This window comes from Acidovorax sp. GW821-FHT09A11 (assembly GCF_059418365.1).
In genome coordinates, this window is record NZ_JBWKPS010000006.1 from 60,830 (window position 1) to 75,150 (window position 14,321).

The 14,321-nt window shown below is 66.3% G+C and carries 13 protein-coding genes and 1 tRNA gene; 9 read left to right on the forward strand and 5 right to left on the reverse strand.

The genetic code is table 11. The annotated features are described in order from the left end of the window. Positions 1-34: 34 nt before the first annotated feature. Positions 35-616 (reverse strand): D-Ala-D-Ala dipeptidase, encoded by a 582-nt coding sequence (locus AC07PV_RS16690; RefSeq protein ID WP_494630831.1) that lies wholly within the window; start codon positions 614-616, stop codon positions 35-37. 150 nt (positions 617-766) lie between these two features. Between AC07PV_RS16690 and AC07PV_RS16695 the strand changes: the two genes are divergently transcribed. Further along, positions 767-1,249 carry a YqaA family protein gene (locus AC07PV_RS16695; RefSeq protein WP_494630833.1) on the forward strand — a complete coding sequence of 161 codons (483 nt, stop codon included), beginning with the start codon at positions 767-769 and terminating at the stop codon, positions 1,247-1,249. 97 nt (positions 1,250-1,346) lie between these two features. Here the strand turns inward: AC07PV_RS16695 and AC07PV_RS16700 are convergent, their stop codons facing one another. The 4 genes from AC07PV_RS16700 to AC07PV_RS16715 form a co-directional block, all read right to left on the reverse strand. After that, complete coding sequence (locus AC07PV_RS16700; protein WP_494630834.1) at positions 1,347-2,582, reverse strand: GGDEF domain-containing protein; 1,236 nt, start codon at positions 2,580-2,582, stop codon at positions 1,347-1,349. 228 nt (positions 2,583-2,810) lie between these two features. Next, positions 2,811-3,689, reverse strand: a complete 879-nt coding sequence (rarD, locus tag AC07PV_RS16705; protein WP_494630835.1) for an EamA family transporter RarD — start codon at positions 3,687-3,689, stop codon at positions 2,811-2,813. Positions 3,690-3,819: 130 nt separating this feature from the next. After that, positions 3,820-4,914: a redox-regulated ATPase YchF gene (gene ychF, locus AC07PV_RS16710; protein WP_218296038.1), complete on the reverse strand. Its 1,095-nt coding sequence runs from the start codon at positions 4,912-4,914 to the stop codon at positions 3,820-3,822. Between the two features lie 82 nt (positions 4,915-4,996). After that, positions 4,997-5,866, reverse strand: coding sequence for an MOSC domain-containing protein (locus AC07PV_RS16715; protein WP_494630836.1), 870 nt, complete (start codon positions 5,864-5,866; stop codon positions 4,997-4,999). Positions 5,867-5,955: 89 nt separating this feature from the next. Here AC07PV_RS16715 and AC07PV_RS16720 point away from each other — a divergent pair, with 89 nt between their 5' ends. The 8 genes from AC07PV_RS16720 to AC07PV_RS16755 all read left to right on the forward strand — a co-directional run bounded on the left by AC07PV_RS16720 (position 5,956) and on the right by AC07PV_RS16755 (position 14,304). Continuing rightward, positions 5,956-7,089: an FAD-dependent monooxygenase gene (locus tag AC07PV_RS16720; RefSeq protein ID WP_494630837.1), complete on the forward strand. Its 1,134-nt coding sequence runs from the start codon at positions 5,956-5,958 to the stop codon at positions 7,087-7,089. A gap of 52 nt (positions 7,090-7,141) precedes the next feature. Further along, on the forward strand, positions 7,142-7,870 hold the full coding sequence (locus AC07PV_RS16725; protein WP_218296041.1) for a DsbC family protein: 729 nt from the start codon (positions 7,142-7,144) through the stop codon (positions 7,868-7,870). A 76-nt stretch (positions 7,871-7,946) separates the two neighbouring features. Continuing rightward, positions 7,947-9,758 (forward strand): M61 family metallopeptidase, encoded by a 1,812-nt coding sequence (locus tag AC07PV_RS16730; protein WP_369643321.1) that lies wholly within the window; start codon positions 7,947-7,949, stop codon positions 9,756-9,758. Between the two features lie 105 nt (positions 9,759-9,863). Further along, the gene (locus tag AC07PV_RS16735) at positions 9,864-10,643 is read left to right on the forward strand and encodes an enoyl-CoA hydratase (RefSeq protein WP_218339678.1); all 780 of its coding nucleotides are present in this window, start codon (positions 9,864-9,866) and stop codon (positions 10,641-10,643) included. 25 nt (positions 10,644-10,668) lie between these two features. Next, a tRNA-Met gene (locus tag AC07PV_RS16740) sits at positions 10,669-10,745 on the forward strand. A gap of 199 nt (positions 10,746-10,944) precedes the next feature. Continuing rightward, a complete protein-coding gene (locus tag AC07PV_RS16745; protein ID WP_218296044.1) occupies positions 10,945-11,382 on the forward strand; it encodes a hypothetical protein in 438 nt (145 codons plus the stop codon). Positions 11,383-11,477: 95 nt separating this feature from the next. Beyond that, entirely contained in the window at positions 11,478-12,821 is a 1,344-nt protein-coding gene (miaB, locus tag AC07PV_RS16750; RefSeq protein ID WP_218296045.1) for a tRNA (N6-isopentenyl adenosine(37)-C2)-methylthiotransferase MiaB, read from the forward strand. A gap of 22 nt (positions 12,822-12,843) precedes the next feature. After that, a complete protein-coding gene (locus tag AC07PV_RS16755; protein WP_494596734.1) occupies positions 12,844-14,304 on the forward strand; it encodes a sensor histidine kinase in 1,461 nt (486 codons plus the stop codon). Positions 14,305-14,321 lie beyond the last annotated feature (17 nt).

A 14,321-nucleotide genomic window follows, 5' to 3' on the forward strand; every position in this document is an offset into this window, starting at 1 on the left:
TGCTCTCCGGCGCGGCGACGCACGGCCGCCACGGTCAGCGCGCGGCGAGGTCGGTTTCCGCCGTCGGTGCAGGAACCCGGGCACGTTGCGCAAAGCGCCACCAGGCATCGGCGGCATTGTCGAATTCATGGCGCGCCATCAGCGTGCGCAGCCACTGGCGGTTGTGCAGCACATCCGGCGAGAAGCCCCGCGCGGCCAGCTCCGCGCCCCCCTGCCTCACGCCGGCGGGCGTGCCCATGTCCACATCGTAACCATCGGCCAGGGGGCCGCGCACGACCTTGCTGGCCTTCATGCCGTCCACCACCCGAACCCGCACCACCCATTCGCCGGCGGCGACGGGGCAGGTGGCTTCAAGTGCCATGCCTTGCGCCTGCAGCTCCCGGGCCACGCCATCCAGCGCGGCGCGCCCACCGGGCATCTCGCTGCAGCCGCTACCGCTGCCGGCATGTGCGTGCGAAGCCGGCGGCAGTGAAGAAGACACAGGGGGCACCGCCGCCTGCGGGCTGTGCACGCAGGCGGCCAGCAGCAGCGCCAGGGCCGCTGATGACCAGCGGGTGCCCACCGGCACGGCGGCAGGTGCCGGGCGGGCGATGGCAGGGATTGCGAAACAATGCATGAAGCCTCCCGGGGTAAATTCATTCAGGGACGGTGTTGCTTCACGATACAAATAGGCGCCGCCCACGGCCATGCGCGGATGGCGCACCCCTGCGTAGGACAGCGCCCCCTGGCATGAAAGCGATGCCGCCGCCGCCCTACACTTCCTCCCATGGAAATCTGGATGCACCAGCTGCTGGAATGGCTTGCGCTGCCGCAGTTCGGCCTGAGCACGGTCTTTGTCGTTTCGTTCATCTCGGCCACGCTGCTGCCGCTGGGCTCGGAGCCGGCGGTGTTCGGGCTGATCAAGATCAACCCCGAACTGTTCTGGCCCGCGATCCTGGTCGCCACGGTCGGCAACACGCTGGGCGGCGGGGTGAGCTGGTGGATGGGCCTGGGGGCTCACAAGGTCGTGGACAAGGCCCGTGGCAATGCCACCGACGTGCGCGCGCTGCACTGGCTCCAGCGCTTTGGCGCACGCGCCTGCCTGATGAGCTGGCTGCCCGTGGTGGGCGACCCGCTGTGCGCCGTGGCCGGATGGCTGAAACTGCCGTTCTGGCCCTGCCTGGCCTATATGGCCGTGGGCAAGTTCTTCCGCTATCTGCTGATGACGAGCGTGCTGCTGCACTTCATGCCGGGGCACCTGGCGCCGTGACTTCTCACCCGGTGTTTCGTTGAGGCCGCTTGGCGCCAGCAATGACAAGGGTGTGCAACTGCCGTCCCCAGGCGCCCCTCTCCCGCATGCCCACGTCTCACGACAGCGGTGCGTATGCGCCGATGTCGGACAACAGCGAATCGCCACGGGCCACCGGCTCCTCGACCACCACCTGGTTGCGCCCGCCTTCCTTGGCCATGTACATCGCGGTATCGGCCCGCGAGAAAAACTCCAGCACCGACTCTCCCAGCACGTACTGGGTCACGCCGATCGACACCGTCACCCGCCCCTTGAGAAGCCCGGCCCATGCATGGATCTCGACCTGGGCGCGGATGCGCTCGCAGGTATTGAGCGCAGGCAGCAGGGATGTGGCGGGAAAGATGAGCAGAAACTCCTCGCCCCCATAGCGCCCGAACACATCGCCTGCGCGCACCCCCTGCTGTGCCACGCGGGCGAACGTGCGCAGCACCTCGTCACCCCCCAGATGCCCCAATTCATCATTGATGCGCTTGAAATGGTCGATATCCACCACGGCGAGGCACAGGGGAATGCCGCTTTCATCCGCCAGCTGCTTTTGCTCCTCCAGCGCGGCCAGCACGTAGCGGCGGTTGAAACATCCGACCAGGGGGTCGCGCTGGGCGTCTTCCTGGATGTTCTTGATCTTCCGGCTGGCGTGGTACAGGCTGCGGTAGAGGCGCTGGACCCTGCCCATCAGGAGGATGTAGGTGGGCAACGATAGCGCCAGGGCCAGCCAGTGCAGCGCTTCCAGGCGCAGCAGCGCGTCATTTTTCTGCTCCACGTAATGGAGCCCCACCACCACGGCGTACAGGCACAGCATGCAGGCCGCCAGCGCCAGCAGCGCGGGCCGCGGCACGGTGAAGATCCCGTAGGCCACCGCCACGAAGGTGAACGGAACCAGCAGGATCTGCGTGACCGGCGCCAGATAGAACACCCCGACCATGCAGGCCAATGCCGTGGCCACAATGGCCAGCTTCAGGTGCCTGTGCCGCACCTTCTTGTGCAGGCCCGAACTGAAAATCCCCCAGAAGGCCCCGCATCCCAGCACCGCCAGCACCACCAGGACGGCGAGCACCTGCACATCCACCATGCCCAGCGCATAGAACCCGGCCATCGCCAATACATACAGGCCGATCAGCCCCCCGGCCAGCCGCCATTTCTGCCCCGCGCTGCGCCCGCTTCGCGGCCCCAGGCCATCCATGGCCCTGCGCGCGGGACGCGCCATGGCCGACGATGAGTCATCGAATTCCATGACGGCGTCGGACAGCGGAAAGGCGTCCGTCGCCGAAAACGGATTCTTGCGGCCAAAGAACATGCGGAGGCAGGCGTGGGCCCGGGTTCGTTCGGGTGACAGGTTCACCGAAATACACAGTCCGCCAGCGCTGACGCCCGGCAGACGGGCCCGCGCATCTTACGCAGAACTGACACGGAAGCGCTCCGTGTTTTCCAGTAGCTCGCGCGCTGCAGCGCACCCTGCGGGCGGCGTTTGGCGCCGCGCACCCCGCCTTGCGGCCACTGTTTGCGCCCGGAAAAAGATGCCTCTTCAGGCCGCCGCAACCTGCCGGCGTGTCCACCAGCCTTCCAGGCTGTAGACCAGCAGCGCAGTCCAGATCAACACAAACCCCACGAGGCGCGCAGGCTGGAAGGGTTCATGGAACAGCCACACGCCCAGCGCAAACTGCAGGCTCGGGGAGATGTACTGCAGGATGCCCAAGGTGGACATCGGGATCAGGCGGGCACCCGCGGCAAACAGCAGCAGCGGAACGGCCGTCATGGGGCCCGCGAGCAACAGCCATCCCACGGCGGCTGGCGGCCCCTGGACCAGTGCGCCCTCGCCCTGCCAGGCCCACCAGCCCAGCATGATGGCGGCCACCGGCGCGAGCACCAGGGTTTCCAGCGCCAGCCCCTCCAGCGCGCCCAGCACGGCAAGCTTGCGCAGCAACCCGTAGAAGCCAAAGCTCAGGGCCAGCACCAGCGCAATCCAGGGCAGGCGGCCCGCCTGCACCGCAAGCCACAGCACTCCCGCAGCAGCCACGGCCACCGCAAGCCACTGGCCCGGGCGAGGCCGCTCTTTCAGGAACACGAAGCCCAGCGCCACGTTCACCAGCGGCAAAATGAAATAGCCCAGGCTGGCATCCACCACATGCTGGTTCTGCACCGCCCACACATAGGTGAGCCAGTTGCCCGACAGCAGCATCGCCGACAGCGCGAACGCGCCCAGCACACGGGGCTGGCGCAGCACGGCGCCCATCCAGGACCATTGCCTGCGCACCATCAGCACGCCAAAGACAAACACCAGCGACCACACCGTGCGGTGCATCACCACCTCCAGCGAGGGCACATCCGCCACCTGCTTGAAATACAGCGGGAACAGGCCCCAGGCGGCATAGGCCAGCGCGGCGTAGAGGATTCCAGTGTTCATAGAAATCGGTGGTGCCAGGGGCGCGAAGGCCCCTTCGAACGGTCGAAAAAAATCCCTGCATGCCAGGGGCCGTGCAGGGATGCGATGCCATCGGGCCCATGGCCCGGCGGAGCTTTCAGCCCCCCAACCCCTAGACGTTGAACAGGAAGTTCAGCACGTCGCCATCCTTGACCACGTACTCCTTGCCTTCGGCTCGCATCTTGCCTGCGTCCTTGGCGCCCTGCTCGCCCTTGAGCGCGATGAAGTCCTCAAACGCAATGGTCTGCGCACGGATGAACCCGCGCTCGAAGTCGCCGTGGATCACGCCGGCCGCCTGCGGCGCCGTGTCGCCGATGTGGATGGTCCAGGCGCGCACTTCCTTCACGCCCGCGGTGAAGTAGGTCTGCAGGCCCAGCAGCTTGAAGGCGCCGCGGATCAGCCGGGCCAGGCCGGGCTCCGTCTGGCCCATCTCGGCCAGGAACATGTCGCGGTCCTCGTCGCTCATCTCGGCCATCTCGGCTTCCATCTTGGCGCAGATGGCCACCACGGGCGCGTTCTGGCTGGCGGCGTATTCCTTCAACCGGTCCAGGAAAGGGTTGTTCTCGAAGCCGTCCTCGCTCACGTTGCCCACGAACATCGCGGGCTTGGCGGTGATCAGGCACAGGGACTTGAGCAGGGGCTGCTCTTCCTTGGTGATCTCCACCGAGCGGGCGGGCTTGCCCTCGTTGAGCGCGGCCTGGATGCGCGTGAGCAGCGCCACCAGCTTGGCGGCATCCTTGTCGTTGCCCGACTTGGCGGCCTTGGTGTAGCGGTTGAGCGCCTTCTCCACGGTGCCCATGTCGGCCAGGCACAGCTCGGTCTGGATGACTTCGATGTCGGAGATCGGGTCCACGCGGCCGGCCACGTGGATCACGTTGTCATCCTCGAAGCAGCGCACCACGTTGACGATGGCGTCCGTCTCGCGGATGTGGGCCAGGAACTGGTTGCCCAGGCCTTCGCCCTGGCTGGCGCCCGCCACCAGGCCGGCGATGTCCACGAACTCGACGATCGCAGGCACGATGCGCTCGGGCGAGATGATGCTGGCCAGCTGCTGCAGGCGGGGGTCCGGCACCTCCACCACGCCCACATTGGGCTCAATGGTGCAGAAGGGATAGTTTTCGGCGGCGATGCCGGCCTTGGTCAGCGCGTTGAAAAGGGTGGACTTGCCGACGTTGGGCAGGCCCACGATGCCGCATTGGAGGCTCATGGCAGGGCTTTCTGGAATTCGGAGACAAACCGCCGATTTTACGGGCCCGCCGGCAACCGCCGTTCGGGGGCCGGTTCACGCCTCAATCGAAGCGCAGATCCGCCCCCACCCGCTGCCCCACGCGCAGCATCTGGCCCGCGCCCCGGGCCACGATGGCATTCATGCCGAAGGTGATCGCACCATCGAGGCGCTTGTCCTGGCGGTAGGTCCGCAGCATGTCGCCCACCGCGGGGGTGCTTTCGGCCGTGGCGGGGTCGATGTCGGGGATGGGGCATCGTGAACACGGCTTCACGGGCTGCAGGTGGATCCCGCCTTCCGGGGCCTCCACCCGAATCATGTCCACACGGTCTTCGTCATGGGCATCCACGCCGGCCAGCACCACATTGGGCCGGAACCGCTCCATCCCCACGGGGGCATGGCCTGCCGCCTGCAGCCGCGCATTCAGCTCCTGCATGGAAGCCTCGCTGGCCACCAGCACGGGAAACCCGTCGGCGAACTGATTGGGCGCCTCGATCCCCCCCGTCCACTCCATGCTGGACAGGCGGCGGTGCTCAGGGTCGAAACGGACAAGCCGGCACGGCTGGCCCAGGAAATCCGTGAACCACTGGGCGGCCACCGCGCCCATGTCCCAGGCGGGCACCGTATCCCGCCACACGGTCACGGTGGCAGGCGCCTCGACCGCATCGATGGACATGTGCAGGGCCAGCATGCCGGGCGCGCGCAAGACCATTTCGTCGCTCTTGAGCTGCGGCCGGATGAGCGCCATGCGGGGCAGGACGCGCTGGGTCAGGAACATGCCCTTGGCATCCACCACCATCCAGGCGCGGTCCAGGTCCAGCCCGGTCTCCGTGAGCAGCGCCTCCTGCACTTCAATGCCGGCGCACGACTTGACGGGATAGACGCACAGCCGTGCGATGGTGCCCGACAGATCGGAATCAGGGTTGAAGCTCACGCCGGGGTACTCCTTGAAAAACGGGCGGGGATGCGGGCCCCGATTCTGCACTGCGCGCGCGGGCACAAGCCCCCTCCTACAATGCCGCCATGGCCCAAACCTTTGATATCTGTATTCGCGGCACCGGCATCGTGGGCAAGACCCTGGCGCTGCTGCTGGCCCGCGAACGGCTGAAAGTGGCCCTGCTGCCGGCCCCCGGCCCCAGAGGCGCCGCAGCCGCCGATGTGCGGGCCTACGCGCTGAATGCGGCCTCGCGCCATCTGCTCGAATCGCTGCGCAGCTGGCCGGACGAGGAACACGCCACGCCGGTGCGGACCATGCAGGTGCAGGGTGACCACGACGGCGCCGTCCATTTCGACGCGGCCACCCAGGGGGTGGATGCCCTGGCCTGGATTGTCGACGTGCCCGCCCTGGAAGCACGCCTCACGGAAGCCGTGCGCTACCAGCCGCAGGTGGAATGGGTGGAGTCGCCCGTGCCCGCGGTGCTGACGGTGGTGTGCGAGGGCCGCGCCAGCAGCACGCGGCAAGAATTTGGCGTGGATTTTCAGGTGACGCCCTATCCCCAGCACGCCATCGCCACCCGCTTGGAGTGCGAACGTGCGCATGGACAGGTGGCGCGCCAGTGGTTCTTGCCCGACGGCATCCTGGCTTTTTTGCCCTTGGGCGGCCCCCAGGGGAACTCCGTGGCGGTTGTATGGTCCGTCTTGCAGGACCATGTGGCGCCGCTGATGGCCTTGCCGCCTGAAGAATTCGCGAAAAAGCTCCAGGCGGCCAGCCAGGAGGTGCTGGGAAAGTTGGTGCTGAGTGCGGAGCGCGCAGCCTGGCCCCTTCAGCTTGCCAAGGCGGACCGCTGGTGCGGGGCCCTGCCCGCCAGCGGCAAGAACCCGCGCAGCTGGGTGCTGGCCGGCGATGCGGCGCACAACGTGCACCCGCTGGCGGGCCAGGGGCTGAACCTGGGCCTGGCCGATGCGCAGGCCCTGGCAGGCATGCTGCAGGGACGCGACTACTGGCGCAGCGTGGCGGATGTGCGGCTGCTTCGGCGCTATGAAAGGGAGCGCAAGGCCGCGCTCCTGCCGATGGGTTTGGCGACGGACGGGCTGCAGCAGCTTTTCTCCCGCCACGAGGGCCCCCTGCAGGCATTGCGCAACTGGGGAATGAAGGGCTTTGAGCTGAGCGGCCCCTTGAAGAACTTCGTGGCCCGCCAGGCCATGGGAATACATTGACCACATTGCGGCCTCCACCGGGAGGCCGACAGATCTCCGGAACAAGAACACCATGAAACTGATTCCCACCCTGCTCGCCGCAGCCGCCCTGGCTTCAGGCATTGCCGCCTCCGCGCAGGAGGCAGATATCCGCAAGGCCCTCGCCGAGCGCATTCCGCAAATGGACAAGATCGACGAAGTGCGCCCCACGCCCATGAAGGGCCTGTACGAAGTGCGCATCGGGACGGATCTGTTCTACACCGATGCCAAGGGCAACTATGTGATCCAGGGAGAGCTGATCGATGCGAAGGCGCGCCGCAACCTGACGGAAGACCGCATCGCCAAACTCACCGCGGTCGAGTTCTCCGCCCTGCCCCTCAAGGATGCCTTCACCATCGTGCGGGGCGACGGGAAACGCAAGGTGGCCGTTTTTGAAGACCCCAATTGCGGGTACTGCAAGCGCTTCGAACGCGACCTGCAGAACGTGGACAACGTGACGGTGTACCTGTTCCTGTACCCCATCCTCAGCCCAGACTCCGCCGAAAAATCGCGCAACATCTGGTGCGCCAAGGACCCTGTGACCGCCTGGCAGGACCTGATGGTGCGGGACAAGCCCGCGGCTGCGGCAAGCTGCGACACCAGTGCCTTGCAGCGCAATCTGGCCTTTGGGCGCAAGCACAAGATCACGGGCACCCCCACGCTGATCTTTGCCAACGGGGCCCGCGTGCCGGGCGCGATCGGTGCGAAGGAAGTGGAAAAGCGCCTGGCCGAGGCCAGCAGCGAACCCTCCGCAGCGAACTGACCCGCGTTGCGCCGCCGTTGACGCCCTCTCCCACGGGCTGTGCCATCTGCCCGCAAGCCTGAACCTGCAGCTGCCCATGCCCTCTTCCCGCACGCCAGAACCCGCCGCCATCCACTACCGCGTCGAGCCCTCCGACCTGTACGCCCATCTCTTTCGCGTGGCACTGACGATCACCCGTCCCCAGGCCCTGCAGGAGGTCTCGCTGCCGGTCTGGATTCCGGGGAGCTATCTGGTGCGCGAATTCTCCAAGAACCTGCAGGAGCTCAAGGCCCACCAGGGCAAGCGCGAGGTGGCGCTGATCCAGTTGGACAAGCACCGGTGGCAGGCGGACTGCAGCGTGGACAAACCCCTGGTGCTGACCTATTGCGTCTGCGCCTACGACACCTCCGTGCGCACGGCCTGGCTCGACACATCCCGGGGCTTTTTCAATGGCACCAGCCTGTGCCTGCGCGTGCATGGACAGGAAAAGCAACGCCACACCCTCGACATCGCCAGCACGCCCGCCACGGCCGGATGGTCGGTCGCCACCGGGCTTGCCGCGCTCAAGGCCGACAAAAAGGGCTTTGGCCTGTATGCCGCCCAAGACTACGACGAGCTGGTCGATTGCCCGGTGGAGATGGGCATGTTCTGGATCGGCCGGTTCACGGCCGGGGGCATTGCGCACCGCTTTGTGGTGGCCGGGGCGGCGCCATCGTTTGATGGCAAGCGCCTGCTGGCGGACACCCAGAAGATCTGCGAAACCGCGATCCGCTTCTGGCATGGCGATGGCAAGGCTCCCTTCAGGAGCTACCTGTTCATGCTCAATGCCGTGGGGGACGGCTACGGGGGGCTGGAGCACCGCAACTCGACCGCGCTCATCTGCGGGCGCCGCGACCTGCCGCGGCTCGGGGAAACACGCGCCGCGGAAGGCTACACCACCCTGCTGGGCCTCATCAGCCATGAGTACTTCCACACGTGGAACGTCAAGCGGCTGCGCCCGTCCGAGTTCACCGAGCACGACTACTCGCGGGAGAACTACACGCAGCTGCTCTGGTTCTTCGAGGGCTTCACCAGCTACTACGATGACCTGCTGCTGCGCCGCGCGGGGCTGATCGATGAGTCCACATACCTGAAGCTCGTCACCAAGACCATCAACCAGGTACTGCAGACTCCCGGCAGGGCCGTACAGACGGTGGCACAGGCCAGCTTCGATGCCTGGGTCAAGTACTACCGCCAGGACGAGAATACGCCCAACGCGACCGTCAGCTACTACACGAAGGGCTCGCTGGTGGCCCTTTGCCTGGACCTCGCCCTGCGCCGCGAAAGCAAGACCAGCCTGGACGAGGTCATGCGCGCGCTCTGGACACGCTGCCATGGCGGCCCCATGGCCGAGGACGATCTGCGCGCGGTATTGGAAGAGCTGGCCGGCCGATCCTTTGATGCCGAACTGGCGCAGTGGGTGCATGGCACCACGGAGCTTCCGCTGACGGAACTGCTGGCGGCCCACGGCGTGCACCTCAAGGCCGAAACACCCCAATGGGCCCAGCGGCTCGGGCTGCGGGTGGGAGAAAGCCACAGCGTGCACATCAAGACCGTATTGCGCGGCGGTGCCGCGGAAAAGGCGGGCATGACGCCAGGCGACGAATGGCTGGGCATCGAGGTGAACCAGCAGGGATGGCGCATCAGCAAGCTGGAGGACGTGGCGTTCTATGCAGGCACCGAGACGGCATTGACGGCCCTGGTGGCGCGCGATGGCCGCCTGCTGCGCCTGGCGCTGGAACTCCCGTCCCGGGGCCCGTCCTCCGCGCCCAGAAAAACCGCCCGCGGCCCCGTGCCAGCCCCTGCCGTTCCGGACACGATCAGCCTGTCGGTTGCCAACGCGGCCGCGGTGGGGCGCTGGCTGAACTGATTCCCGCTGCGCGGTACGGTGTTCTACCTACCTCCGCGCGCTGCAGCCTCGCTTGGGTATATTCGTTCACGCCGTCATAACCACCTATAAATCCAGGAGATTTCCATGTCCTACGAAACCATCGAGGTCCGCACCGAGGCGGACAAGGTTGGCATCATCACGCTCAACCGCCCCAAGCAGCTCAACGCGCTGAATGACCAGCTCATGAACGAACTGGGCACCGCGCTGAAGGCCTTCGACGCGGACGAGAAGATCGGCTGCATCATCGTCACGGGAAGCGAAAAGGCGTTCGCGGCGGGCGCGGACATTGGAGCGATGGCGAAGTACAGCTTTGCGGACACCTACAAGGGCGACTACATCACCCGCAACTGGGAGGCCATCCGGTCCATCCGCAAGCCCGTGATCGCCGCCGTCAGCGGCTTTGCATTGGGGGGCGGCTGCGAGCTGGCCATGATGTGCGACTTCATCATCGCCGCCGACAACGCCCGGTTCGGCCAGCCTGAAATCAAGCTGGGTGTGATCCCTGGCGCGGGTGGCACGCAGCGGCTGCCGCGCGCCGTCGGCAAGGCCAAGGCCATGGACATGGCCCTGACGGGCCGCATGATGGACGCCGCGGAAGCCGAGCGCGCCGGGCTGGTCAGCCGCGTGGTGCCCTACGACAAGCTCATGGACGAGGCGCTGGGCGCCGCGATCATCATTGCAGGCTTCTCGCAAATCGCCGTGATGGCGGCCAAGGAGTCCGTCAACCGCGCCTTCGAAGGCAGCCTGTCGGACGGCGTCATGTTCGAGCGCCGCCTCTTCCACGCCCTGTTCTCGACCCAGGACCAGAAGGAAGGCATGGACGCTTTCATGAACAAACGCACAGCGAACTTCACACACCAATAATTTTTGTTCTATAATCTGGGGCTACGGTCGTATAGCTCAGTTGGTTAGAGCGCAGCATTCATAATGCTGATGTCGGTGGTTCAAGTCCACCTACGACCACCACATCCAACCCACAGTGCGGCAACCCACTGTGGGTTTTTCTTTGGTGCCGGGCTTTCGTGTTGCCTGGGCTGGCCCTGACAATGCGCAGGTCCCTCCACAGCCGATGGGGTCATTTCCCGCCTCGGACGGTTTGCTGGCTCACGCACCCCCAACGGCAGGTCCGCCCTAGAATTCTCCCTTCAGCCCCTGGATGTAAACCATGAATCGCTGCACTGTTCCCCACCGCGTTCCCGCACGGAACCTACGCCACCACATCGTCGCCGGGCTCGCTTGCGCACTCGTGTACGCCGCTCTGCCCGCCACCGCACAGGTACAGCCTGGCCTCGGAGGCATGCGCACCTTCCCTGATGCGGCCCTGCGCGGCACCTTGACCCTCAATACGGTGTCGGAAGCCACGCTCAACGGCCGCACCATCCGCATGGCACCCGGCATGCGCCTGCTGAGCCCGCAGAACACGCTGGTGATGGCGCACACGGTGCTGGGCCAGAGCTACAAGGTGAACTACGTCATCGAAAACAGCACCGGCATGCTGATCACCGCCTGGATCCTGACCCAGGGTGAAGCCGAACAACCCCGCAAGGGCAGTGACACGGTCGAGCGCAACTACCGCGCGGAATCCGACCCCATCAAGAAGTAACACGGCGGCTGCGCCCTGCGCAACCGCGCAGCCGAATGCATGCTTGCGGAGCGCCGGGCGCCCCGCCTTATCCCTTTCCTGATCGCGAGCCCGCCATGGCCAAAAAAGTCTTTATCAAAACCTTCGGCTGCCAGATGAACGAGTACGACTCGGACAAGATGGCCGACGTGCTCAATGCCGCCCAGGGCTACGAGCCCACGCAGAACGTGGACGAAGCCGACCTCATTCTGTTCAACACCTGCTCGGTGCGCGAGAAGGCGCAGGAGAAGGTGTTCAGCGACCTGGGCCGCATCAAGCACCTGAAGGCGCGCGGCGTGAAGATCGGCGTGGGCGGCTGCGTGGCCAGCCAGGAAGGCGCCGAGATCATCAAGCGCGCGCCCTATGTGGACGTGGTGTTCGGCCCGCAGACCCTGCACCGCCTGCCCGAGATGCTGAACCAGCGCGAACGCCTGGACAAGCCCCAAGTGGACATCAGCTTCCCCGAGATCGAGAAGTTCGACCACCTGCCCCCGGCGCGGGTCGAGGGCGCGAGCGCCTTTGTCTCCATCATGGAAGGCTGCAGCAAATACTGCAGCTACTGCGTGGTGCCCTACACGCGCGGCGAAGAGGTCAGCCGCCCGTTCGACGATGTACTGGTGGAAGTGGCGGGCCTGGCCGACCAGGGCGTGAAGGAAATCACCCTGCTGGGCCAGAACGTGAACGCCTACCTGGGCAAGATGGGGGGCACGGCAGAGATCGCCGACTTCGCGCTGCTGCTCGAATACGTGTCCGACATCCCGGGCATCGAGCGCATCCGCTACACCACGAGCCACCCCAACGAATTCACGCCCCGCCTGATCGAGGCCTACGCCAGGCTGCCCAAGCTGGCCAGCCACCTGCACCTGCCCGTGCAGCATGGCAGCGACCGCATCCTGATGGCCATGAAGCGCGGCTACACCGCCATGGAATACAAGAGCACGGTGCGCAAGCTGCGCGCCATCCGCCCCGACCTGGCCATGAGCAGCGACTTCATCGTGGGCTTTCCCGGCGAGACGGAGGACGATTTCAACAAGATGATGAAGCTCATCGACGACATCCACTTCGACAACAGCTTCAGTTTCATCTTCAGCCCGCGCCCCGGCACGCCCGCCGCCGGCCTGCACGACGACACGCCGCACGACGTGAAACTGCGCCGCCTGCAACACCTGCAAGGCGTCATCAACGCCAACATCAAATCCATCAGCGAAAGCCGCGTGGGCTCGGTGCAGCGCATCCTGGTGGAAGGCGCCTCCAAGCGCGACGCCACCGAGCTCATGGGCCGCACCGAATGCAACCGCGTGGTCAACTTTGTGGGCCAGCCCCGCCTGGTGGGGCAGATGGTGGATGTAACGATCACCGAGGCCAAGGCCTATACCCTGCGCGGCGAAGTGCGCACCCACGAGGCGGCATACGCCGCCTGAGACGCAGCAGACACCCGTGGCAATGCCTGAACACCTGCCACACGCGGATTCGCAGAAGGTCGACGGCCCTCTGCACGGCCTCTCGTTTCAGCAACTGCTGCTCCTGGCGTTCCTGCTCATAGCGGGCCTGCTGGGCGTGAGCTCCCTGCGGGCGCTCTATACGCTGGAACAGCTCATGGTGCAAAGCCGCCACGGCGGTGCGGAGGCAACAGCCCTGAGCACGGCCGCCCAGGCGCTGAACCAGCGTGGGCAGGCGCTGGAGCGCGCGGCCCGCCAGTCCCTGGTGCTGCGGGATGCGCCACTGCGCCGCAGCTTCAACGAGATGTCCGTGGAGGCGCTGGCCGTTCTCGACCAACTGCACAAGGGTGGACTCCCCGAAGAGCAGTCCGCGCAATGGCGCAGGCATCTGGACGCCGTCAAGGATCTGCTCGATGCCCCGCCAGAGCGGGCGCTGGAGAACGAGCGGCTGGTGGCGGAAGAATTCGTCACGCTGGAGGCGCTGCACACCACCATTGCGCAATCGGTGCAGGACATCAATGCCCAGCGCAACCGTGAACTGCAGGACCGGGTCGAGGCGAGCCGCCGCAGCGTGACCCACCAGGTGGTGGGGGTGATCGTCCTGGCCCTGGTGCTGGCCCTGGCGCTGGGCATCTGGCTCGCCCGCCCCTTCAAGCGGCTCGAAGGCACGATCCGGCGGCTGGGAGAGAACCAGCTCGAGGCGCCCGTGGTGATCTCGGGCCCCGACGACGTGCGCCGGGTCGGGCAGCAACTGGAATGGCTGCGGCTGCGGCTGCTGGAGCTGGACGCCGACAAGGCCCGCTTTCTTCGCCATGTCTCGCACGAGCTCAAGACCCCCCTGGCCGCGCTGCGGGAAGGCGTGGCGCTGCTGCAGGACGGCGTGACCGGCGAGCTCAACGCCGGCCAGCGCGAAGTGACGCAGATCCTGCACCACAACACGCTGGTGCTGCAGGGGGAGATCGAAGCCTTGCTGCGCTTCAATGCCGCGGCGTTCGAGGCGCGCCAGCTGCAGCGGCGCGACACCGATCTGCTCGCGCTGCTGGAGGCCCAGGTGGAGGCCCAGCGCCTGCAATGGCAGGCCCGTGGCCTGCGCGTGCTGGTGGAGGGACCGGCTGTGTCCCTGCAGATCGATGCCGACAAAATCGCCTCGGCCGTCAGCAACCTGCTGTCCAACGCCATCCGATTCTCCCCCAAGGGCGGAACGGTGCGGCTGTCCCTCTCGCGCCACGCCGACCACGTGCGCGTGGATGTCTCCGACCAGGGGCCCGGGGTGGCCAGCGCCGACCGCGACCGCGTGTTTGAACCCTTTTACCGGGGCATACGCCAGCCCGACGATGCAGTGCGAGGCACCGGCATCGGGCTTTCCATCGTCCACGAGTACGTTGTTGCCCACGGTGGCCGCGTGCGGCTGGTGGAAGACGGCGTCCACTCCTTTTTTCGCATGGAACTACCACATGCCGCCTAGTTGTTTCCCTTGCCGCC